Source organism: Cupriavidus sp. WKF15 (genome assembly GCF_029278605.1).
Lineage (GTDB): Bacteria > Pseudomonadota > Gammaproteobacteria > Burkholderiales > Burkholderiaceae > Cupriavidus.
This window is the reverse complement of the sequence record NZ_CP119573.1, coordinates 1943408-1965055: the sequence shown is the minus strand read 5'-3', so window position 1 is coordinate 1965055 and position 21648 is coordinate 1943408. Positions and strand designations below refer to the sequence as shown.

Here is a 21648-nt window from a genome sequence, read left to right as displayed (position 1 = left end):
GGAGCGGCGACCGCCCTCGCCGCCGTCAGCCTTCGCGCTTCGCCAGCACCTCGCGGATGATCCGCAGGAAGGCCTCGGCCGGCTGTCCACCCGAGACGAGATAGCGCTTGTCGAAAATGATCGACGGAACGGAGCTGATCCCCATCGACTGGAATTGCGCCACCTCGCCGCGCACCTCGTCGGCATACTCGCCGCTCTCCAGCACGCGTTGCGCTTGCGTGGCATCGAGCCCCACCGATCGGGCCGCTTCCAGCAGCACCTCGTGATTGCTGGGGTCCTTGCCGCTGCCGTGATAGGCCTTCAGCAGCGCCTCCTTGAGCGCAAGCTTCTTGCCCTGCACGCCCGCCCAGTGCAGCAGCCGATGACCATCGAAGGTGTTGTAGACGTGCGTCCTGGGGGCGAAGGTGAAGCCCGCGCTGGCACCGCGGTCGCGGATCAGCGCCTGCCTCTCGGCGACTTGCGCGGCCGTGCTGCCGTTTTTCTTGCTGGCGTAGTCGAGAAGGGTCTGCCCTTCCGGCGGCATGTCGGGATTCAACTCGAACGGATGCACGACGATCTCGGCATCCACTTCGTCTCCGAGTTGCTCCAGCGCCTGCTTGAGCGACGACAAGCCGATGGCACACCACGGGCAGGCGATATCGGAGACAAAGTCGATCGTGAGTGCTTGAGTCATTGAGGTCTGGTGCGATCGTTGACGGCGCTGGCCATTGGACGAGCAAGGGTTGTCCGAAGGCGCGCAAGCGCGACTTCCACAACCCCGCCGCCGTCAGTCCGGAGTGAAGTTGATGGAGCGCAACAGCTTGCCCTGGCGCTCGTAGGATTCGCGCATATCCTTCAAGAGCTCTTCAGTAGTGGCCAGCGAGCCGGGCTCCATGCCCATCGCTTCGAGCCTTGGGCGCAGCGCGGGCGATTGCGTTACCTTGAACACAGCCTCGCGCATCCTGGCGATCACGGCAGGCGGTACGCCAGACGCCGACCAGAGTCCCATCCAGCTCACGTCGCTGAGGTCGGGATATCCCAACTCGGAAAAGGTGGGAACACCGGGCAGTGCCGCCATGCGCCTGGGCGAAGCCACGGCATAGGCCCTGAGCTTCCCGGCCTTGATGAAGGGCAACGAAGTCGCCGGGCCGTCGAACATCAGGGGTACTTGTCCGCCCATGACATCCTGCAGAGCGGGCGGCGAACCCTTGTAGTTCACCGTGCCCGCATCGAGCCCGGCGAGGCGATTGAATTGCACGCCCATCGTATGGCCACGCGTGCCGACACCGAAGTTTGCATAGTCGACCTTGCCCGGGTTCGCCTTGATGTACGTGACCAGCTCCCCGAGATTCTTCGCGCGCAGGCCGGGATTCCCGACCAGAATGAGGCTGGAGCGCGCAAGCTGGGCAATCGGGACAATATCCTTGAACGGGTCGTACGGCGCCTTGATGACGTGCGGGACTTCCGAGGCGATCCCCTTCTGGATCAGGAGAAACGTGTAGCCATCGCGCGGCGAAGACAGCATGCTCTGAACGGCGATGGTGCCGCCCGCGCCAGGCTTGTAATCGACGATCACCGCCTGGCCGAGCGGAGCCTCGAGCTCATGGGCAACCAGGCGCGCCACCATATCCGCGGTACCGCCCGGAGGCGCGCCTACCAGTATGCGCACAGGTTTGGTGGGCCATTCGGCGGCGCGGGCGCCATCCATGGCCGGCATCAGTGCGCCAAAGGCAAGCGTAAGCGCCATGCCCTGGCGCACTATCTGTGTGAAGCAGTTCAATGCAGTCTCCATTCAGTCGGACCGGCCGCTGGCGAGCGCAGCGGATCCGTATCATCCTGCCTGGCGATGCTTCCCGCTTTGCCTTGTGCGCCCTGCATTTGACAATTGACGACAGCGCGCTGAGCGTGGCCGGGTGGGACCTGTTGTCGACGCCCCCGTGCGCCGCACCGTTCATTCGTCCAGGCGGATCTTTGCGTCGGTTGCGATCTTCGACCAGACTTGCAGATCGCGGCTGACAGTCTCGCCGAACTGCACCGAGGTCTTCATCGGCGGCGGGCCAAAGTTCATCGATTTCATCATGGCCGCCAGCTCGGGGGACGCCTGGACCTTGTTGGCTTCATCGGCCAGCCTCTTCACGATCGCCGGGTTGGTTCCCGCCGGCGCGAACATGCCGAACCAGCCCACCGCATCGAACTTGTAGCCCTGTTCACCCATGGTCTTGACGTCAGGAAGCTGCGGCGCGCGCACATTGCCAGTAATGGCAATGGCACGGACCTTCCCGGAACGCAGGAAGGGAACGGGCGCGGCCGGATCGGTCCAACCGATTTTCACGACACCCGAGGACAGGTCGGTCAACAGCTGGTTCGAGGTCCGATAGGCGACGTGATCGGTCTTCATGCCGGTCTGCTTCTTGAGCCACTCCATGGTCAGCTGCCCTGAAGATCCCGTGGCCCAGCTCGCGTAGCTGTACTTATCCGGATTCGCCTTCACCAGCTGGATAAGCTCCTGCAGGTTGTGGACCGGCAGGTCAATGCTCACCAGCAACATCACGCCACCCTCGGCCGTCTCGGCGATCGGGACAAGGCTCTTCTGCGGATCATATGGGATGGTCTTCAGAACGGCCGGGGCGACGACCTGGTTCGATGCCGTGGTGTAGAGAATCGTGTATCCGTCGGCCGGCGCCTTGACCACAGCGTTGGTTCCGATGACTCCACTGCCGCCTGGCCGGTTTTCAATCACGACTGGCTGCTTCAAGACTGCCGTCAGGCGTTGCGCCATCACGCGTGCCAGGGCATCGGTTCCTGATCCCGCCGACGACGCAACGATCATCTGGATCGGGCGTGCTGGCCAGGCCTCCTCCGCCTGGACCCAGCCGGAAGCGCACAGCGCCAGGAGCGCTCCCGTGCCCAGCGTGACCGCAACCCGCTGTTGAATTCGGAATGCCATTGTCTACCTCCATGTAATTTTCTGTCAGCGCCCTCAAAGCCGCTTTACTGGCATTCGAACTTGCGCAGGAAGCCCTGGTGGCCGCCGTTACGATTGGGGGCGAAGCCATTCTTCTGAAGCGTTTCTTCTACCGTGTCGTAGAACACGCCAAGCTGCAGGATCTCGCGGGTCTGCTGCGCTGTCGCGATGGGGCGGCCAAACTCGCCGGCGATACGCACCAGTTGCTTGATCTGCTCGACCGTGCTCATCTTGCCCGTGCGGGTCTGGTTCCAGAGTACATCCTCGATGCCACACCGCACGTGCAGGCCCAGAGCCATGCCGATCATGTTGATGGGCAGCACGTTCAGCACCGAACTCTCCACCGTTAGCACGGCGCCGTCCGGCACAGCACGCAGGATGTTTGCCAGGTTGTAGATGTTCGCCTGGTCCATGCCGCCGCTGATCGCCACCCAGTTCATCACCAGCGGGCCCTTGTAGACGCCGCGGCGAATCATCCGCTCGATGGTTTCAAAGCTGTTGATGTTGTAGCACTGGAACTCGCTTTGAATTCCGGCGGCTGTCAGGCGTCGAACGTGCTCCTCGTACCAGCTCGGATTCGAGGGCACGACCATGTCCTTGTAGGTATCGTAGAGGTGCGGGAATCCTCGCGAAACGCCCTTGAAGTCATCCACACCGGCATGTTCCGTCACGTTCATCTGCGACGTGTTGACGGTCACCGTCACCTGGTCGGGCTTCGGATCGAGTTCAGCCAGCATATGGCGCGTGTCATCGCTGAGCCATTTGGCGGCCTGCCCTTCTTCGGGCGCGAAGCTGATGGAGCCCCCCACCTGGATGACCATTTCCGGGCAGGCGGCGCGCACCCCGGCGATCAGTTCGTTGAACTTGGATAGGCGCTTGCTGCCCTTGCCATCTTCTTCGCGCACGTGCAGATGCAGCACGCGCGCACCGGCTTCGTAGCAATCCACCGCCTTCTGGATCTGATCCGCCATGGTGACGGGGATGTCTTCCGGGAAGTCCGAAGGAATCCAGCCCGGCGCGTAGGGAGCGGCGGTGATGATCAGCGGTTGCTGGTTCTCGGGATACAGGTGGCCGTCGAGGAAGTTCATGTTGATGGATCTCCAGTTGAGATGTGAATCTTGAGAATGTCGAACCAGATGGGAAACTGTCAGATCATGAAAATGGATGAGCCGGTGGTCTTTCGGGATTCGAGATCCCGATGTGCCTGCGCGGCGTCCTCCAGCGCATAGCGCTGGTTGATCTCGATGCGGATGCGGCTTGCCGCCACGTGGCCGAACAACTCGTCGACCAGTTCCGCCTTTTCGGCAGGATCGGCGATATAGTCCGCCAGGCCGGGGCGAGTCAGGTATGCCGAGCCTTTGCGGGCCAGGATCGCCGGATCGAACCCCGTGACCGGGCCGGAGGCGAAACCCACGCATACCAGCAGGCCACGGCGCTTGAGCGAGTCCAGCGAGGACATGAAGGTATCCTTGCCCACGCTGTCGAACACCACGGACACGCCCACGCCATCCGTCAGTTCCCGCACGCGCTTCGCTACGTCCTCATGGCTGTAATTGATCGTGTGATCGCAGCCATGCGCACGCGCCACTTCGGCCTTGGCATCGGTGGATACCGTGCCGATCACGGTCAGCCCAAGCAGCTTGGCCCATTGCGAAATGATCAGCCCGGCACCACCCGCCGCGGCGTGCAGCAGAATGGTGTCGCCCGACTTGAACGGGTAGATGCGGCGCATCAGGTAGGCCGCTGACAAGCCCCGCATCGTCATGGCCGCGGCGACCTCGCAACTGATTGACTGCGGCAGCTTGATCAGCGGTGCGGCAGAGATCAGCCGCTCAGTGCTGTAGGCGCCGAGCGTGTTGGTAAAGCCCGTATAAGTCACGCGATCGCCAACTGCCAGATGCTTGACGCCGGCACCCACTGCCTCAATAACGCCGGCGGCTTCGTTGCCAAGGCCGCTGGGCAGCGGAACCTGGTAAGTACCGCTGCGGAAGTAAGTGTCGGCGAAATTCAGGCCTACGGCCGCGTGACGGAGGCGGACTTCGCCCGGCCCCGGCTCGCCAACACTGATGTCCTCAAAGCGAAGGACATCGGGGCCGCCTGTCTCGTAAAACTTCACGACTTTCGCCATGTCGTCTCCTGTTTTTTTTCAGAGTTGACTGTTCACCTGCGGCTTGCCGCTCGGGCTCGCCAAAGGACAACTGAATCTTCTGGCCTGGCGCAACTTTCCGCTTTGCCGTTCACGTCTTGGTCTTTTCCTTTTGTGACACCCCGGCGCCGGTGTCGTGGCTTGTCCGCAGCATCAATCCGGGCGTCGATGCCACGCCTCGCTCAGCGCGAAAAGGCCGGGCACAAGCGCCAGCGCGCTCTGCCCGGGACTGCGGCAGAGCGCGCTGGCGCTTGTATGTGCTGGGCGAGCCCTGCTTCCGGCTCCCGTCAGGCTCAGAAAATGTGACGGATACCCACGGCAGCGCCGAACATTGACGTCTTGCCATTCGGCAGGGCGTAACTGTTCAGCGTCAGGCTGGTGGCAAAGTTGCTCGCGGCCGATTCCATGGCCAGACCGCCGTTCCTGGAATAGGCCGTGGTCAGATAAACGTCCGTACGCTTCGAGAACGCATAGTCGGCAATCAGGGCGATCTGCCATGGATTGGCCAGGCCAGTGTTGCCGCCGAGATTTTTTACATTCTGATAGTCGTACTCGAGCGTAAAGTCGATTGCGGAAGACAAGCGGTATTGACCGCCGATCCAGTAGAAATCGTCGCGCAGAATCAGCGTACCGTTCTGGCTCTTGTTCTGGCCCCAGCGGTAGCCGCCCATTACCCTTGCGGTGTCATTGAAAGCAAAGCTGGCCATGACCGCAGCCTTCTTGAAAGCCCCGTTGCCGGTTCCGATGGTCGGATTCCACTGGTCATACGCGATGCCCACCCCGAAAGGCCCGGCAAGATAGCTCGCACCAGCGCCATAGGCGGAGTCGCGACGGAACTGTCCCGGCACCTCGCCATTTCCGCCCGCAGCCGGCACGGTCGAGGTGACTTGCGGAAGCGTCGTCCCCACGCCGAACGACCAGTTTGCATTGACGGTGAGGCCCCCGAACGTGCCCGTATATTTCGCGGTGTTGTCTTCGCGGAAGTTGCCGCCGGCGATCACGCCAACGGGCTCATACTGCGTGGCGTATCGCGCCGGCACAAAGTTGGCCAGCGTAGAGAACATGGAAGTGTACTGACGGCCAAAGGTAAGCTGGCCGTATGGCGCAGCAAGACCAACGAAGGCCTGGCGGCCAAACAGGCGGCCACCCTGTTGCGAGGTGCCGGCATCGGAATTGAAGCCGCTCTCCAGGACGAAGATCGACTTCAGCCCTCCCCCCAGGTCTTCCGTGCCACGAAGGCCCCAGCGAGAGCCGGAGTATCCACCAGCGTCCTCGCGAATGACCTTGCCGCCCTGGCCCGGGTTGAAGCCATTACTCGCCGAGGGCACCGCTCCGACGTGATTGACATATTCGACGTTCACGTCGACCACGCCGTACAACGTCACGCTGGATTGCGCTTGGGCGGCTCCACAGGCACAAGCAGCCGCCAGGCCAATCATCGTCTTCTTCATTCCGTTCTCTCCTCCACCTTTCTCTGTTTGAATCGTCCTGCCATCTCGCTATGGCGAGGCAATGCTAAGGAACATTGCCGTCGCGCGACGCAGCGACTTCCCGGAAGTCACGAATTGACAAGTCCGTGTCCAGACAAGACAAGCCTGGAAACCGTGAATGCCAGATACGCGTCGGCAAAAAACCACGTCTTGAACTCACCGCAGCGTCAGCAGACCGGAGGAGACAATGCTTGAGAATCGGGCAGCCTCGGACTCAAGGCCAGGAAGAAGTGCGCACGGCGCGGGCAGACAAGTGCCTGGTGATCAGGACTGGATGAGGGTATTGGGAGACGTAGCGAGTAGCGAGTCGTCCGTGTCACCAACGCTGACAACGCCTGAAACGAAAGAACCCTGGGGCAATCGCGTGATTGCCCCAGGGTCCTCAATGCAAAGCGCTGGCGACCAGCATGGACGCTAGCGCTGTGCCTGCTGTCAATCCGTTCCCTTCAGTTCGATCAGCAGATCCTTCGCCGCCACGCGGTCTCCCTGCTTCACGTACACGGCGGCAATTTCGCAGTCGCGCTCGGCCGGGATATGGGTTTCCATCTTCATCGCCTCGAGCGCAAGGAGTGTCGTGCCGGCCGCGACCTTCTGGCCCGGCTGGACTGCCACGGTCACGATCGAGCCCGGCATCGGCGCGGCAATATGCAGCGGATTGCCAGGGTCGGCAACGGTCCGGCCCTGACGCGCCGGCCCGGTTTGCGCGGCATGGCGCTGTTCGATCACCGCCGTGCGTGATTGCCCGTTCAGTTCGAACTGGACCTTGATGTTGCCCTCCTCCGCGTCCGGATGAGAGCCCTGCAGGGAGATGAGCAGGGTCTTGCCCGGGGCGATGTCGACCGCGACCTCCTCCTGTGGCTGCAGGCCATAGAGGAAGGCCGGCGTCGGCACAACCGACGTATCGCTGTAGGTCCGCACGTGCGTGTGGTACGCGACCGCCTGCTTGGGGTACATCAGGTAAGACGCCAGCTGCCGGTCATCGAGGGACTGTTCGCACGCCGCTTCAGCTTCGGCGCGTGCTGCCTCCAGGTCCACCGCCGGAATCTGGTCGCCGGGCCGGTAAGGCGCGGGCGGCTCGCCGCGCAGGACCTTGCGCGAGAGTTCCGCGGGGAATCCGTCAGGCGGGAAGCCCAGTTCGCCCTTGAACAAGGAAACCACCGACTCGGGAAACGCGATCTCCCGGGCCGGATCGCAGACATCGGCGGCACTCATATCATTGGCCACCATCATCAGTGCCATGTCGCCGACCACCTTGGAGGTCGGCGTCACCTTGACGATATCGCCGAACATCTTGTTGACCTCGGCATACGCCTGCGACACCTCGGTCCAGCGATGCTCGATGCCGAGCGAGCGCGCCTGCTCGCGCAGGTTCGTGTACTGGCCGCCGGGCATCTCGTGGCGGTAGACATCGGCCGTGCCGGCGCGGATCTCCGATTCGAACGGTGCGTAGTAGCGGCGCACGCCCTCCCAGTACATCGACGCCTCGTGCAGCCGCTCCAGCTCGAGCCCGGGGTCGCGCTCGCCGCCGGCGAGTGCCGCCGCGATGCTCGACAGGTTCGGTTGCGAAGTGAGCCCGCTCATCGCATCCAGCGCGCCATCCACCGCATCGCAGCCCGCACCAATGGCAGCCAGGACGGAAGCGGCCGATATGCCGCTGGTGTCGTGCGTGTGGAAGTGCACAGGCAGGCCAGTCTCGTCCTTGAGCGCCTTGACGAGCGCTGCCGCGGCTTGCGGACGGCAGATCCCCGCCATGTCCTTGATGCCCAGCACGTGCACGCCGGCAGCCTGCAGTTCGCGCGCGATCCCGACGTAGTACTTCAGGTCGTACTTCGGGCGGGAGCCGTCGAAGATGTCACCGGTATAGCAGATCGCGCCTTCGCACAGCGCGCCGCTTTCGCACACGGCATCGATCGCGACGCGCATATTGCGCACCCAATTCAACGAATCGAAGACACGGAACACGTCCACGCCGGCGCTGGCAGCCTGGCGGACAAAGAATTTCACCACGTTGTCCGCATAGTTCGTATAGCCGACCGCATTCGAGCCGCGCAGCAGCATCTGGAACAGGATGTTCGGCACCCGCTCGCGCAGTTGCTCAAGACGTTGCCACGGGTCTTCCTTGAGGAAGCGCAGCGCCACGTCGAACGTCGCTCCACCCCAGCACTCCATCGAGAACAGCTGCGGCAGTTCCCGCGCGTAGAATGGCGCGATCGGCAGCATGTCCGCGGTACGCATGCGCGTGGCGAACAGCGACTGGTGCGCGTCGCGCATGGTCGTGTCGGTCAGCAGTACCCGCTTCTGCTCCAGCATCCAGCGCGAGAACTTCTCCGCACCGAGTTCGCGCAGCAGGTCGCGCGTGCCAGTGGGGAGCGGGCCTGCGGTATCCACCGCAGGCAACACCGGGCTCGGCAATGGCAGCGGCGGCAGCGAGCGGCCGCTCATTTCCGGATGCCCGTTGACGCACACATCGCCGAGATAGCGCAACAGCTTGGTCGCACGGTCCTGGCGCTTGGTGAAGGCCAGCAGTTCCGGCGTCTTGTCGATAAAGCGCGTGGTGACGTCGCCTGAGCGGAAGGCCGGATGGTTGATGACGTTCTCGAGGAACTGCAGGTTGCACGCGACGCCGCGGATGCGGAACTCGCGCAGCGCGCGGTCCATGCGCCGGATCGACTCGGGGGCAGTCGGTGCCCACGTGGTGACCTTGACCAGCAGCGAGTCATAGTACGGCGTGATCACGGCGCCACCGTAGGCCGTACCGGCATCCAGGCGCACGCCGAAGCCCGCCGCGCTACGGTAGGCGGAGAGCCGGCCATAGTCCGGCAGGAAGCCGTTCTCGGGATCCTCGGTCGTGATCCGGCATTGCAGCGCATGCCCGTTCAGCGAAATACCCGACTGTTCCGGCACGCCTGCAGCGCGCACGACGATCTTGCCGTCGGCATCGCGCGTGTTCTCGGTCATGCCGATATGGCCGCCCTCGGTAATGCGGATCTGCGCCTTGACGATATCGACGCCGGTCACCATTTCGGTCACCGTGTGCTCGACCTGGATGCGCGGGTTGACTTCGATGAAATAGAACTGGCCGGAATCGGCATCCATCAGGAATTCGATCGTGCCCGCATGCGTGTACCCGACTGCGCGCATCAGCCGCATGGCAGCATCGCACAGTGCCGTCCGGCCGGCATCGTCCAGGTAAGGCGCCGGCGCGCGCTCCACCACCTTCTGGTTGCGCCGCTGCACGGTACAGTCACGCTCGTACAGGTGTACCAGGTTGCCGTGCGTATCGCCGAGCGCCTGCACCTCGACATGGCGCGCGTTGCGCACCAGTTTCTCGACATAGACCTCGTCGTTGCCGAACGCGGCCAGCGCCTCGCGGCGTGCGGCCGGCAGCGCGGTCTCCAGGTCCTGTTCGTTCTCCAGCATGCGCATGCCGCGCCCGCCTCCGCCCCAGCTCGCCTTGAGCATCAGCGGATAGCCAATGCCGGCCGCCAGGCGCTTGCACTCGTCCAGGTCGTGGGGCAACGGATCGGTCGCCGGCATCACCGGCACGCCCGCCTCGATCGCCGCATTGCGAGCCGCTACCTTGTTCCCCAGCTTGCGCATGACCTCTGGCGACGGGCCGATCCAGCGGATCCCCGCGTCGATCACGGCTTGTGCGAAATCGGGATTCTCCGAGAGAAAGCCATAGCCGGGGTGGATGGCGTCAACCTTTGCCTTCCGGGCGATGCGCAGGATGTCGTCGATGTCGAGATAGGCCGCCAGCGGCTTCTTGCCCTCGCCAACCAGGTAGCTTTCGTCTGCTTTGAAGCGATGCAGCGCGAGGCGGTCTTCTTTCGAATAGATCGCCACCGTCCGGATATTCATTTCGGCCGCGGCGCGCATCACGCGAATCGCGATCTCGGAGCGGTTGGCAATCAGCAGAGACTTGATCGGGGTGTAGTTCATGGGGCAATAGAAAACGAGTCCGCCATACGCAAAAGGCACGGCATGGTTAGATGTCGGATAGCGAAGCTCTCCCCGCTAGCGAGCCAGAGCGAACAGACTGCTATTCGTGCCAGGCAAACGGCGTGTGCGAATCCATCCAATCATGGTGTCCCTTTGCGACTGCCCATGCCCAATGCGAACGCCGTGGAGGCGCCTCAGCGCAATTGCCGCTTTCCCTGCACGCATGGCCAGCATGCAGCTTGCTCCCCTCGCCGGCAGGCTCGCGGTTCGCGCCTGCATCGATCTGTCCGTAATACGTCACCGTGCACTCCTCCTGATAACCCTCGACGCCACTCTATGGCGCATTCGATACGAGATATGCGGAACACGATCCTCGTGCCCATAAGCACATGGGCATCGCAAGAAGCGCACCAACGCCTCAGAAATAGCGTAACTCATTGTTTTTATTGCGAATTTCTACATTGATCGGCAACCGGGACTTTCAGCATCGAAATTCATGCTTTCAACCCTGAAATCCTGCAATCCTCGCGAGCGCGCGGCTGGGCCTTGCCGGGACCTGGGCGATCTTGCTGCTAGCACGCCTCGCCGGGCCTTGCCTCTTTCACCCCACTGTACTCTGCAGCGCCCGCGCGAACTGCCATTGAAGCCTCTTCCCAGGGACCGCTATCCTGCCTGCGGGCCGGGTTGCTGCGCGCGGGGTGCTAGACAGCGCCTCTGGCATAAGATCGCCGGAGGATGCCCGGCCCGCCTCCAACCAACCCTTCGCCGTAGCGACCAAGGCCGTCATGACAAGAGGCTTTGGCAGTGACATCCATGGCTGCCTCGGCATGCTGCGCCCGGCCACCGGCAATACGGGTATATCGCTAGCGCGGCTCACTGGCGGGCCTGCCTATACTGGCGGGGCGCCGGGCACCGACAGGGAACTGCCCGCTTGCGCCCAGATACTTCAGCAGGCATCGGCGGCCCTCCCTGGATGGACCCCGGTTGCCTGCCCACGGGCCATGAACATGGAGAAGGGCATGCCCAACGAACAATTCCTAGCCACCCAGGAAACGCGCCGCTCCGGCCTGCAGGCCCTGCGCGCGGCGCTGCTGCAGGTCCACAAGGAAGTCATCGGCTATGACCGCGGGCAGTACGAGCGCCTGAATGGTCCCATCCCCGCAGGCTTGTTCGTGCAACTGGTGACGGAAGACAATTTCTTCCGCTGGCTCGACCCGCTGTCGCGCCTCATCATCGAGATCGACGAGGAACTGGAGTCCGCCGAACATCACGATGAAACCTGCCGCGCCGTCGCCCGTGCCACGGAAAGGCTGTTCAGCGACAAGGGAGACGGCACGTTCCGCAAGCGCTACCAGGAAGCCCTGCAGGACGAATCCGGCGTCATCGTGGCACACGGGCGGCTGATGTCCGTGATCGGACAATTGCGGCAGTTGCCTTAGCCCTTGCTTCGCACCTTCCGTTTCCGCGGGTGCAGCACCTCGGTATCGACGGCAACCGGATCGCTTGCGGGGAACGTTTCCTCCAGGGCCTCATCCAGCTCGCGCTCGATTTGCTCGTCGGGCGTTGCCGGCGCAGGCTTGTCCTGTGCCGGACCTGGCTTCGGCGCATGCCCTGTGACCGGTTTTCTCATGGCAACACTCCTCTGCTTGCGGCCTGTGCGCGCCTGTCAGCGATCGACGGACGCCCGGGATTGATCTCGCGCAGCCTTAGTGCCCGTGGCCGCCGTGCGAACCGCTCCAGCCACCTCGCCCGCCCCCGCGCCAACCGCCATGCCAGCCCCCACCGTGGCCATGCCACCCTCCATGGCCACCGTACCAGCAGCATCCGCTGTAGATGGCAAAGCTGCCATAGTAGCTACCGTAGCCCGGACCGTAGTAAGGATAGCCAGGCGTTACCGGATAGCCGCTGTAGTAAGGAGAACCGGCCGGATAGGCTGGGTAGGCAAGATAGTCGCCGCCGTAATAATCCGGATACACCGCGCAACCTGCCAATAGCGTGGCCATCGCTGCCGTCGTGAAGATGCTACCGACCGTGTATCGCATGATCCATCCAACGCCTGCGCGTGGGCCGGATTGCCCACCTTATATCCGTTAGACCCGCGGTGCCCCGGACTGATCCCGAGGGCATCCTGCCCCCGGATCGCCAGACTTAGTGTCCAAAGACACAATTCATGGACAAATTTAGGACTTATCCGATTTTCTAATGAGAACTAACGGAATAGATTCGCCCGTGCACCCATCCCGCGGGTGCCCCGACGAGCCAGGACCCCCTTCCTGGTTCATTACACTGCCACGATGGTCCCCGCTATCGTGGCATTTTTTTCGCTTCGCCGGATCGTGGGAATTGGAAGGGGTTGGTTTTTCGTGCTTGGCAGGCGCTGCTGTTTCGCCGGCATGGCCGGCGGGGCCCTTCAGTGAATGATTGGGTTATCGTCCTGGCGCCTGTAGTCCTTGTTCCACCATATCGATCAAACGCTGCCCAAGCACCTCGGCCTGCGCCGGCTCCCTGCCGCGCAGGGGTCCGTCGAGCAGCAACATCGACAATCCGTGTACCGCGGACCAGGCCAGGTACTCAGCGCCGGGACGGCGCTCTGCCGGCAGGATTCCGGCCTCGGCCATCCTGTCCAGTGCCGTCGACAGCAATTGGAAAGGATTCAGCCCGCTATGGCCCGCCTTCGCCGGATCGGCATCGGTCTCTACCTCGTCCGGCACGGAAAAAGCCGTACGAAACAACCCCGGCTCGGCAAGTGCAAAACGCAGATAGCCGGTGCCGACGGCGCGCAGGTTTGCGCGAGCCAGCGCCGCGGCGCTGCTGCCGGGCCGGATCCCGCCCAGTTCGGTCTCCATGGCGATCGCCAGCGCGGACAGTGCCGCCGCGCGCACGGCCTGCAACAGGTCCTGCCGGCTGGAAAAGTGCCGATAGGCCGCGTTCGGTACCACGCCAGCCCGGCGCGTGGCTTCGCGCAAGACGACGGCGTCCGGCCCTCCTTCGCGCGCCAGGTCGATGCCAGCCTCCAGCAGCGCACGGCGCAGGTCGCCGTGACGATACGTCGCGCGGGCCGGCATAGGTGAAGCGATCCGGCTCATGATTTTCCCCCAGCACACACTGTTCTTATCTTGTACAGCCAATAGTGAACAGTGTACACAATGGCAAGCGACGGCGCAGCCCTGGTGCTGTGGCTACAGGATCGGCGCGAACAATTTCGCCACGTGCATGGCGACGCGCAGCGGCGCCGGTGCCCTGAGGAACTCTTCGACACCGATGCGCCGCGCCTGCGCAAAATCGCTTTCCAGCATGTCGGCGACCTGCCCCGCGAACTCCCGATCGGCCGTCATGATCATCAGCTCGAAATTCAGCCGGAACGAGCGATTGTCCAGGTTCGCGGTACCGACTGCCGCCGCCTCGTCGTCGATCAGGATGACTTTCTGGTGGAGAAAGCCTGGCTGGTAGCGGTACAGCTTGATGCCGGCGGTTACCGCCTGATGCGCATAAAGCGTGGACGCGGCAAACACCACCAGATGGTCCGGCCTGGCAGGGATCAGGATACGTACGTCCACCCCGCGCAGTACCGCCAGGCGCAGCACCGCGAAGACCGCCTCGTCCGGGACGAAGTAAGGCGACGTGATCCAGACCCTGTGCTTGGCCGCCTGGATTGCCTCGACAAAGAACAGCGAGCAAGTCTCCTGCGCATCGGCCGGGCCGGTGGGCACCACCTGGCACGTCATGCGGCCGCCCGCGTCAGGCGGCGGCATCAACAGGTAAGGCACTTCGCGTGCGGCCCAGTACCAGTCTTCGGCAAACGCCATCTGCAGGTCCAGCACGGCACTGCCGCGCACCCTGATATGCGTGTCGCGCCACGGCGCCAGCGGGGGCCGCTGGCCAAGATATTCGACCCCGACGTTGTGCCCGCCGACAAAGGCCTGCGCGCCATCCACGATGACGAGCTTGCGATGGTTGCGGAAATTGAGCTGGAATCGATTGACAAAGCCGCGGTGGGTGGAAAACGCCCGCGCCTCCACGCCAGCCGCCAGCAGCGTTTTCACATAGCCGCGCGGCAAGGCGTGGCACCCGATGCTGTCATAGAGGAAGTAGACCTTGACGCCAGCCTGTGCACGTTCGCATAACAGCGACTGGAGGCGCCGGCCGAGCACGTCGTCGTGGACGATGAAGAACTGGACGATCACCACCCGCGTGGCGGCGGCCACCGCCTCGAAAATGGCCTCGAAAGTTGCGGTGCCATTGACCAGCAGGCGCACATCGTTGTTGGCCAGGCAAGGCATGCCCGTCAGCCGCGGCAGCGCGCGCATGCAGACCTGCTCCGGCGCGTGCACCACGCAGGCGCTGCGCGCCTCGCGGTCTTCGGGCGTCATGCCGTGGCGGATCTCCCGCAGCCGGTCGTCGTTGAACCGGCGCGCGTTGACATAGCCCGCAAACCGGCTCCTGCCGAAGATCAGGTAAGGCACCAGCGCAATGTACGGCATCATCACCAGCGATCCTGCCCAGGCGATCGCGCCCGGCGCCGTGCGCACCGTCATAACCGCGTGCAACGCGGCCAGTACGCCGATGATATGGAAGATCAGGACGGTCGTCGCGACAACGCTCGCGCTCAGCATGTGCAGGCTTCCCAGGTTCGCGCCATGCGGAACCGGATCACGATAGGTCCTATTTTGGCACAGCGAAGTGCCGGCCGCGGCTCCGCGACCTCGATTGCCCCTTACGACCCGGTAAGCGCCCGCCCAACGCAATCTCGCCACGCTTCTGCTCTACCTCAAAGTTCCGGCTGGAATCGGATTTGTCCGATTGTTACGCGGCGTTTGCCTTTATACGCTTGCGGATCAATGCCTTCGGCAAACCCGATTCCCTGACTCCTGCCACCATCGTATGCCTGACCCCATGAACATCGCGCTGCTGAGCGGTCAGTCAGCACACCTCAAAACCATACCGGACCTGCTGGCCCGCTCAGGCTTTCGCTGCAATGTCTTTGTCTCCCCGCGCGCGCTCATCCAGGGCGTCAGCCAGGCTGCGTACGACATGCTGCTGATCCACGACGAACTGCCGGACACTAGCGCCGTCGATGTCATCCGCACCGTGCGCTGCGCGCGCTCGCGCGATCTGCCCATCATGATGCTTGGCGACGGCAGCAACGAGGAGGCACTGGTCGAAGCACTGGACGCCGGAGCCGACGACTACCTGTGCGGTCCGCTCAGCGCGCGCGTTCTGATTGCGCGCATCGGGGCCCTGCGCCGGCGCGCCACGGGCGACCGCCAGAGGCAGGGGCTGGTGGTGCGCGCAGGCCCGTACCAGCTCAACAGCGTGGGCCGTTTCGCGTTGCTGCACGGCGAACGCATCACCCTGACGCCCAAGGAATTCGACCTTGCCATGCTGCTGTTCTCCAATGCCGGCCGCGTGCTGGCCAACCGCCGCATTGAACAGGCCATCTGGCACCATGAACTGCCACCCTTGTCGCGCGCCCTGGCCGGGCTGATGTCGCGCCTGCGCAAGACCTTGCGGCTCAGCCTGGAGACCGGCATTTCGATCACGGTAGTCTATGCGCACGGCTATCGCCTGGATATCCACGACGACGACCCCATGCATCAGCCCAATCCGCTTGCCGGCAAGCCATTCGCACTGGCTCACCCATGACCCTGGCTAGGCGGGCAGCCGGTCTGCCAGCGTCTTGAAGTCGATGACCGCAAGGCCGTTCGCAGCCCGCTTGGCCGCATGCTTTGCGGCGGCGGCCGCGGCACCGATCTGCTGGCTGCCGACGCGCTGCATGCCATTCACCGCCTCCGCCCCCACTCGCACCACGCCTGCCGCCATCGAGACTGGCGGGAAGAAAGCCGGCTGACCGTTGCGATCCTCGGCATGGATGCCGCCCGCGGTGCGGTCCGCCGGCGTGTACATGTCTCGCGCCGCCTCGTTGAAGCGGCGAATGGCCTCACCCACGCGCGCTGCCCAGTCCGCGCTCTGGTATAGCAGCAGGAAGTCGTCACCACCGACGTGGCCAAGGAAATCGCGTGCCGGGTCGCAAGCCTCGGTGAGGATGGCTGCGGCCCCCTTGAGCATCTCGTCGCCTTCCCAATAGCCGTACTTGTCGTTGTATGGCTTGAAGTGGTTCAGGTCGACATAGCATGCGACAAACGCATTGCCGGCCTCGATGAGTCGATCGATATGCTGGTTCAGCGGAATATTGCCAGGCAGGAAGGTAAGCGGATTGGCATAGCGCGCAGCCTCCATGCGGACCTCCGTGATCGCGCGAACCAGATCTGCCCCATTGCCCAGGCCCATGTAGCGTCCATGGCTGGTGATGACAAATCCTTCGGCCAGCGAGCGCGGATTCTCGCCAGCCAGGATCTGCGTCATCGCTTCCAGCCCGGCATGCAGGTCGAAGCAGGCGGGCTCGCGGTTGGCCTGCGTAATGCATGCCTTCTTGCCGTACAGTTCGCGATGGAACGGCGCCGCATAGCGGTCCATGAAACTCTGCCGGTTGATGATGGCCAGCGGCTTCTGGTCTTCGCTGACGATCGCCACGGCCTGCAGATCGGGCTGCGACTGGAACGCTTGCAGCACGTCATCATTGGCCGTACCCGGCAAGACAGCCGGCGCCACGCGCAGCAGCCGCCCGGCCGTGATGCCCGACCAGCCGGAACGAACCATCTGGGGAAACACCGCGATCTGGCGCGAGGTCAGCACCCGCCTGACGTGCATGCCGGCCTGCGCTGGCGGCTCGGCCTGCGGCCGCCCCAGGTAGTAGCCTTGCGCCCCGGCCACGCCGAGGTCGCGGATCACGGCCAGTTCTTCTTCCTCTTCAATGCCTTCGGCGATCACACGCCCGCCAAACGCCTCCATCATGCGCAACACGCCGCGCAGGATCTCCAGCCGCCGCGAACACGACGCGATGCCGCGGATCAGCGACTTGTCGATCTTCACGAACTGCGGCGACAGGTGGGCCAGCAGGTCCAGGTTCGCATGGCCGGTGCCGAAGTCATCGAGCGCGTATTGCATGCCCAGTTCGCGCAGGACTGCCATGGCCTGACCGAAGCTCGCCGCATCGCCGATCGGCGTCTGCTCCGTGACCTCGATCACCAGGCGCGCCGGCGCGATGCCGGCTCCAAGCAGCATGGAAAGGCCGCTGCCGCGCCCGGCAAGCAGATGCCGCAGCGTAAGCGGGCTGAAATTGAGGAAGAGCTTGCCCGGCAGGTCGAGCGCGCCCCAAGCCGCCAGCGCCGTGCGCGCGGCATGCATCTCCAGCGCAATGGTGCCCGTGGAGCCCTGCGCCAGCCTGAACAACGCCTCCGGACTGGCATGCGGCGAGTTTGCCGGGCCGCGGATCAGCGCTTCATAGCCAAGTATTTCCGCCGACTCCGCTTGCACGATGGGCTGGAACACGGCATGCAGGGGCGGCAGCGACGGCAAGGAAATAGCTGCCTCGAGACGGGCATCTGGAGGCATAGCGGCAGGCAAGCCTGGCATAAAGAGGAAAACCGGAAAATTGCTGGGCAAGCGCCCGGCGCATATTTCATGACAACAATATGACACCCATGTGACACCGAGCACGCCTGATGCCTGTCACGCTATCGTCACATTTCTGCACCAGTATCCGTGCCGGCTGTGGCCCACGCGCCCCATTCATCAAACCAGCGCGACCGCCCGGCCGGGTCAAGAACGTCCGGGATTGCGCAGTCGCCCCATTGCGGCCTGCACGATCTGACGGACACGTCATGCGGGCACCATGTCCGCCGGAGTCGTATTCGTGTTGCAGACACTCAAGCTATCCGGCCAGCCAGGCCAGGCCCGCTGGACCTCGCGCCTCGCGCGCCTGCCGTTGCTGGCGCGACTGTGCGCCGCGTTCGCGCTGGTGTACCTGTTCGGCGCCGCGGTCGGCGTGACAGGCATTGTCAACCTCATTGACCTGCGCCAGCGCAGCGACGCACTCTATCGCCAGGACATGCACGGGGCGATTTCCGCCGAACGGGCGCAATCGGCGCTGGCTCGGCTGGGACGGGCGCAGTTGTCCATCACCATGGCGACGAGCGGCAGCGAGCGCGATGAAGCTGCCGCCGACATCGACGCGGCGCTGGGCCGGCTCGATACTGCGCTCGAAGGAATCCGGCGCGCTGCGCCAGCCCAGGCCGAGCGCCTCCAACCCGAGCGCGCCCAGGCCGGCAAGCTGCTGCAAGCCTATGTCGCACTGGTACGCCAGCAACCGCTGGACCCGCTGCAGTTCGACAGCGCGGTTTCCGTGGACGGCCATTTCGTCTCGGAACAGCTCATGAGACTGAGCGGCATGATGGAAGCAACACGCGCGCGCCAGGAGCGTCAGGCCGCCGACACCATGGCAAGCGTCGGTTCGCGCCAGGCCATGGCCCAGGCGCTGATGATCGGCCTGCTGGCGGCCAGCCTGGCCGCCGCAGCCGCACTGGCATGGTTCGCCGCACGCAGCCTCACCACCGAGCTTGGCGGCGAACCGGCAGACGCCGCGGGGGCGGCCACGCGCATTGCGGCTGGCGACCTCACGGGCGCGATCCGCCTGCGCAGCGGCGGCACGCACAGCGTGCTGGGCCTGCTTTCGCGCATGCGCGACCAGTTGGCCGGCGTGCTGGCACGCATCCGCGATTCCGCCCAGGACATTACCGCCGCCAGCGCCGGCATCGCCGCGGGCAATCACGACCTCGCCGCGCGCACCAGCCAGCAGGCCGCCGCGCTGGCGGGCGCGGCCGAGAGCGTGCGCCGCCTGGCCGAGCTGGTCAGACAGTCCCACACCCAGGCCACCGGATCCAGCAGCGTCGCACAGCAGGCGCGCACAGCCGCGCATTCGGGCTCGGCAGTCGTGCGCGAGATGAGCGGCGCCATGGAAGCCGTACACGTGCATTCGCGGCACATCGCCGAGGTCGTCACACTGATCGAGAGCATTGCGTTCCAGACCAATATTCTCGCCCTGAATGCAGCGGTCGAAGCCGCACGCGCCGGCCCGGCCGGGCGCGGCTTCGCCGTGGTGGCGCAGGAAGTCCGCGCATTGGCGCAGCGCAGCGCGAGTTCGGCCCGAGAAATCGGCGACATCGTCGGCAACGCCACGCGAGAGATCGAGCGCAGTGCGCACCTGACCACGGAAGTGGTCAACGCCATGGATCGCATCGACGCCGCCGTGGGCCACAGCCACGATCTGGCCAGCGAGCTTTGCGGACTGGCCGATGAACAGGCTCAAGCCGTCCGCGCTGTCGGGCATTCTGTCGGGCAGCTTGAGCAAACCGCACAGCAAAATGCCGAGCTGGTGGATACCGTGGCGGCGCAGGCCGAGCGCCTGGACAGCCTCGCGGCAGGGCTGGAGCAGGATGTGGCTCGCTTCCGCTTCTAGCCTGCGGGCGCGGATAAGGGTACAGATGTGTCAGCCGGAAACATTTGATATTGAGAGGTAACCGGCATTTACGAGTTCAGCGAGGAAGTTACAGATATGTTTCACTTGCGGGCGGCGCTGTTACGCGCGGCGCCCGGGTTGCCGGGTAATCTTTGCTCACACCAACCCGATGTGTAACCCCAAGGAAATCATGTCCGAACGACTCATCATGCTGGACGTACCCGGCGTACTGTATTCCGACCGGTCCCAGGCCCGGCTCGGCGGGGTTCCCGATTCGGGCACCTTGCGCGATGTCCACTTCTTCGACCCCATCGCGCTCGGCTATATCCGCCGGCTCTTCGGCCTGGCCGGGGCACGCGTGGTGGTGTCGGACGCCTGGCGGCGCGGCACACCGGCAGCCATCTTCCAACAGCTCGACCTGCAGGTGGAAGGCATGACGCCGCCTGTAGCAGGCGGCCACGGCGCGGAGATTGCCGCTTACTTTGACAGCCGGCCCATGCCGTCCTCGTATGTGATCGTGTCCTGCGCACCGGCAGCGTCGATGACCGAGGCGCAGCGTGAACACCTGGTCAGCGTCGATCCGGCCGAGGGTCTCACCGTCGCGAACTTCCGGCAGGCGCTGGATATTCTTGGTGTGGCCTGCCCATCCACGCTGATGCCCCCTCCGCGGCTCGACGCCGGCCTCCGGGCCAAGCTGGCCCAGCTGCAGCGGCTTGCGCGCGAAGAGCCGGCACGCTTCGATACGCCTGCGGAATCGGCCGCCGCCGTGGCACTGCACGCCTGAGCAGAGTCGACCGCACCAGGTACCAGGGGCGCCATGGCGCCCCTTTCCTTTGTCTTGGCCCACAGCGCGCCGTCAGCGCGCCCGCAGCAGCGTGGACTTGCCGAACAGGCTTTCCAGGAAGTCCACCACAAGTCTTGCCGTTTCATTGCGCACATCGCAGGCCGGATTGAGTTCCATCACGTCCAGCGACGACAGCCTGCCCGTGTCGGCGATCATCTCCATGCAGAGCTGGGTCTCGCGATAGGTCGGCCCGCCCAGGACCGTCGTGCCGACGCCCGGCGCTATGGCGGAGTCAATGAAATCCACGTCGAAGCTCACATGCAGGTGGGTGTCGTCGTCCACGCCGGTCAGCGCCTGCTCCATGGTCTGGCGCATGCCGTACTCATCGATATAGCGCATATCGAACACCTTCAAGCCAAGCGCATGCAGTCTCAGCTTCTCCTGCGCATCGACGCTGCGGATGCCGACCTGGCGGATTTCCTGCGGCAACACTGCCGGAGTCTGGCCGCTGAGCATGGTCAGCTGCACGGGACCGTCGCCGCACAGACAGGCCACCGGCATGCCGTGCATGTTGCCGGTCGGCGTGCTGGATCCAATATTCGCGTCGGCATGCGCATCGAGCCAGAGCACCACAAGCTTCCGGCCAGCCAGGCGGCAGTGCCGGGCCACTGCGCTTACCGACCCGACCGCCAGGCAGTGGTCGCCGCCCAGCAGAACTGGCATCCTGCCCGCTTCGAGAATGCGCGTGCTGGTGTCGAATACGGCCCGGTTCCATGCCACCACCTCGTCGAGATGGCGCATGCCCTGCACGGGCGGCGCCAGCGGATTGACCGGCCCCGCGATATTTCCGGCATCACGCACATCCGACTGCATCCTGACGAGAGCCGGAACAATGTCCGCAATGCGCAGCGCCTCCGGCCCCATGGTGCAGCCCCTGGTGCTTGCCCCGACATCCGTCGGCGCTCCAAACAGCGTAATCGGCTTCAT

Annotated in this window: 17 protein-coding genes; 4 read left to right on the top strand and 13 right to left on the bottom strand. The window is 64.2% G+C overall.

Translation table 11 applies throughout. The annotated features are described in order from the left end of the window. Positions 1 to 25 precede the first annotated feature (25 nt). The 7 genes from CupriaWKF_RS26280 to CupriaWKF_RS26250 all read right to left on the bottom strand — a co-directional run bounded on the left by CupriaWKF_RS26280 (position 26) and on the right by CupriaWKF_RS26250 (position 10522). A complete protein-coding gene (locus tag CupriaWKF_RS26280) occupies positions 26 to 673 on the bottom strand; it encodes a DsbA family oxidoreductase (RefSeq protein WP_276101364.1) in 648 nt (215 codons plus the stop codon). 93 nt (positions 674 to 766) lie between these two features. After that, a complete protein-coding gene (locus CupriaWKF_RS26275) occupies positions 767 to 1726 on the bottom strand; it encodes a tripartite tricarboxylate transporter substrate binding protein (RefSeq protein ID WP_276103214.1) in 960 nt (319 codons plus the stop codon). A 204-nt stretch (positions 1727 to 1930) separates the two neighbouring features. Continuing rightward, the gene (locus CupriaWKF_RS26270; RefSeq protein ID WP_276101363.1) at positions 1931 to 2926 is read right to left on the bottom strand and encodes a tripartite tricarboxylate transporter substrate binding protein; all 996 of its coding nucleotides are present in this window, start codon (positions 2924 to 2926) and stop codon (positions 1931 to 1933) included. Positions 2927 to 2970: 44 nt separating this feature from the next. Next, on the bottom strand, positions 2971 to 4032 hold the full coding sequence (locus tag CupriaWKF_RS26265) for a 3-keto-5-aminohexanoate cleavage protein (protein ID WP_276101362.1): 1062 nt from the start codon (positions 4030 to 4032) through the stop codon (positions 2971 to 2973). Between the two features lie 59 nt (positions 4033 to 4091). Further along, a complete protein-coding gene (locus CupriaWKF_RS26260) occupies positions 4092 to 5072 on the bottom strand; it encodes a quinone oxidoreductase (RefSeq protein ID WP_276101361.1) in 981 nt (326 codons plus the stop codon). 311 nt (positions 5073 to 5383) lie between these two features. Continuing rightward, positions 5384 to 6541, bottom strand: a complete 1158-nt coding sequence (locus CupriaWKF_RS26255; protein WP_276101360.1) for a porin — start codon at positions 6539 to 6541, stop codon at positions 5384 to 5386. A gap of 471 nt (positions 6542 to 7012) precedes the next feature. Then, positions 7013 to 10522 (bottom strand): pyruvate carboxylase, encoded by a 3510-nt coding sequence (locus tag CupriaWKF_RS26250; RefSeq protein ID WP_276101359.1) that lies wholly within the window; start codon positions 10520 to 10522, stop codon positions 7013 to 7015. A gap of 1019 nt (positions 10523 to 11541) precedes the next feature. Here CupriaWKF_RS26250 and CupriaWKF_RS26245 point away from each other — a divergent pair. Further along, entirely contained in the window at positions 11542 to 11961 is a 420-nt protein-coding gene (locus tag CupriaWKF_RS26245) for a hypothetical protein (protein ID WP_276101358.1), read from the top strand. Here the strand turns inward: CupriaWKF_RS26245 and CupriaWKF_RS26240 are convergent. The 4 genes from CupriaWKF_RS26240 to cls form a co-directional block, all read right to left on the bottom strand. Further along, a complete protein-coding gene (locus CupriaWKF_RS26240) occupies positions 11958 to 12152 on the bottom strand; it encodes a hypothetical protein (RefSeq protein WP_276101357.1) in 195 nt (64 codons plus the stop codon). The two genes, CupriaWKF_RS26245 and CupriaWKF_RS26240, sit on opposite strands and share 4 nt — an antisense overlap. 76 nt (positions 12153 to 12228) lie before the next feature. Then, positions 12229 to 12564, bottom strand: coding sequence for a hypothetical protein (locus CupriaWKF_RS26235; RefSeq protein WP_276101356.1), 336 nt, complete (start codon positions 12562 to 12564; stop codon positions 12229 to 12231). 384 nt (positions 12565 to 12948) lie between these two features. Then, positions 12949 to 13608, bottom strand: a complete 660-nt coding sequence (locus CupriaWKF_RS26230; protein ID WP_276101355.1) for a TetR/AcrR family transcriptional regulator — start codon at positions 13606 to 13608, stop codon at positions 12949 to 12951. Between the two features lie 93 nt (positions 13609 to 13701). After that, positions 13702 to 15135 (bottom strand): cardiolipin synthase, encoded by a 1434-nt coding sequence (gene cls, locus CupriaWKF_RS26225; RefSeq protein WP_276101354.1) that lies wholly within the window; start codon positions 15133 to 15135, stop codon positions 13702 to 13704. A 268-nt stretch (positions 15136 to 15403) separates the two neighbouring features. Between cls and CupriaWKF_RS26220 the strand changes: the two genes are divergently transcribed. Further along, positions 15404 to 16165, top strand: a complete 762-nt coding sequence (locus CupriaWKF_RS26220; RefSeq protein ID WP_276101353.1) for a response regulator transcription factor — start codon at positions 15404 to 15406, stop codon at positions 16163 to 16165. A gap of 6 nt (positions 16166 to 16171) precedes the next feature. On the opposite strand, the gene CupriaWKF_RS26215 is transcribed toward CupriaWKF_RS26220, so the two are convergent. Continuing rightward, entirely contained in the window at positions 16172 to 17974 is a 1803-nt protein-coding gene (locus CupriaWKF_RS26215; RefSeq protein WP_276101352.1) for a phosphodiesterase, read from the bottom strand. A 301-nt stretch (positions 17975 to 18275) separates the two neighbouring features. Between CupriaWKF_RS26215 and CupriaWKF_RS26210 the strand changes: the two genes are divergently transcribed. After that, positions 18276 to 19877: a methyl-accepting chemotaxis protein gene (locus tag CupriaWKF_RS26210; RefSeq protein WP_276101351.1), complete on the top strand. Its 1602-nt coding sequence runs from the start codon at positions 18276 to 18278 to the stop codon at positions 19875 to 19877. Positions 19878 to 20067: 190 nt separating this feature from the next. Then, a complete protein-coding gene (locus CupriaWKF_RS26205) occupies positions 20068 to 20661 on the top strand; it encodes an HAD domain-containing protein (protein WP_276101350.1) in 594 nt (197 codons plus the stop codon). A 72-nt stretch (positions 20662 to 20733) separates the two neighbouring features. On the opposite strand, the gene rocF is transcribed toward CupriaWKF_RS26205, so the two are convergent. Continuing rightward, positions 20734 to 21648, bottom strand: coding sequence for an arginase (rocF, locus tag CupriaWKF_RS26200; RefSeq protein WP_276101349.1), 915 nt, complete (start codon positions 21646 to 21648; stop codon positions 20734 to 20736).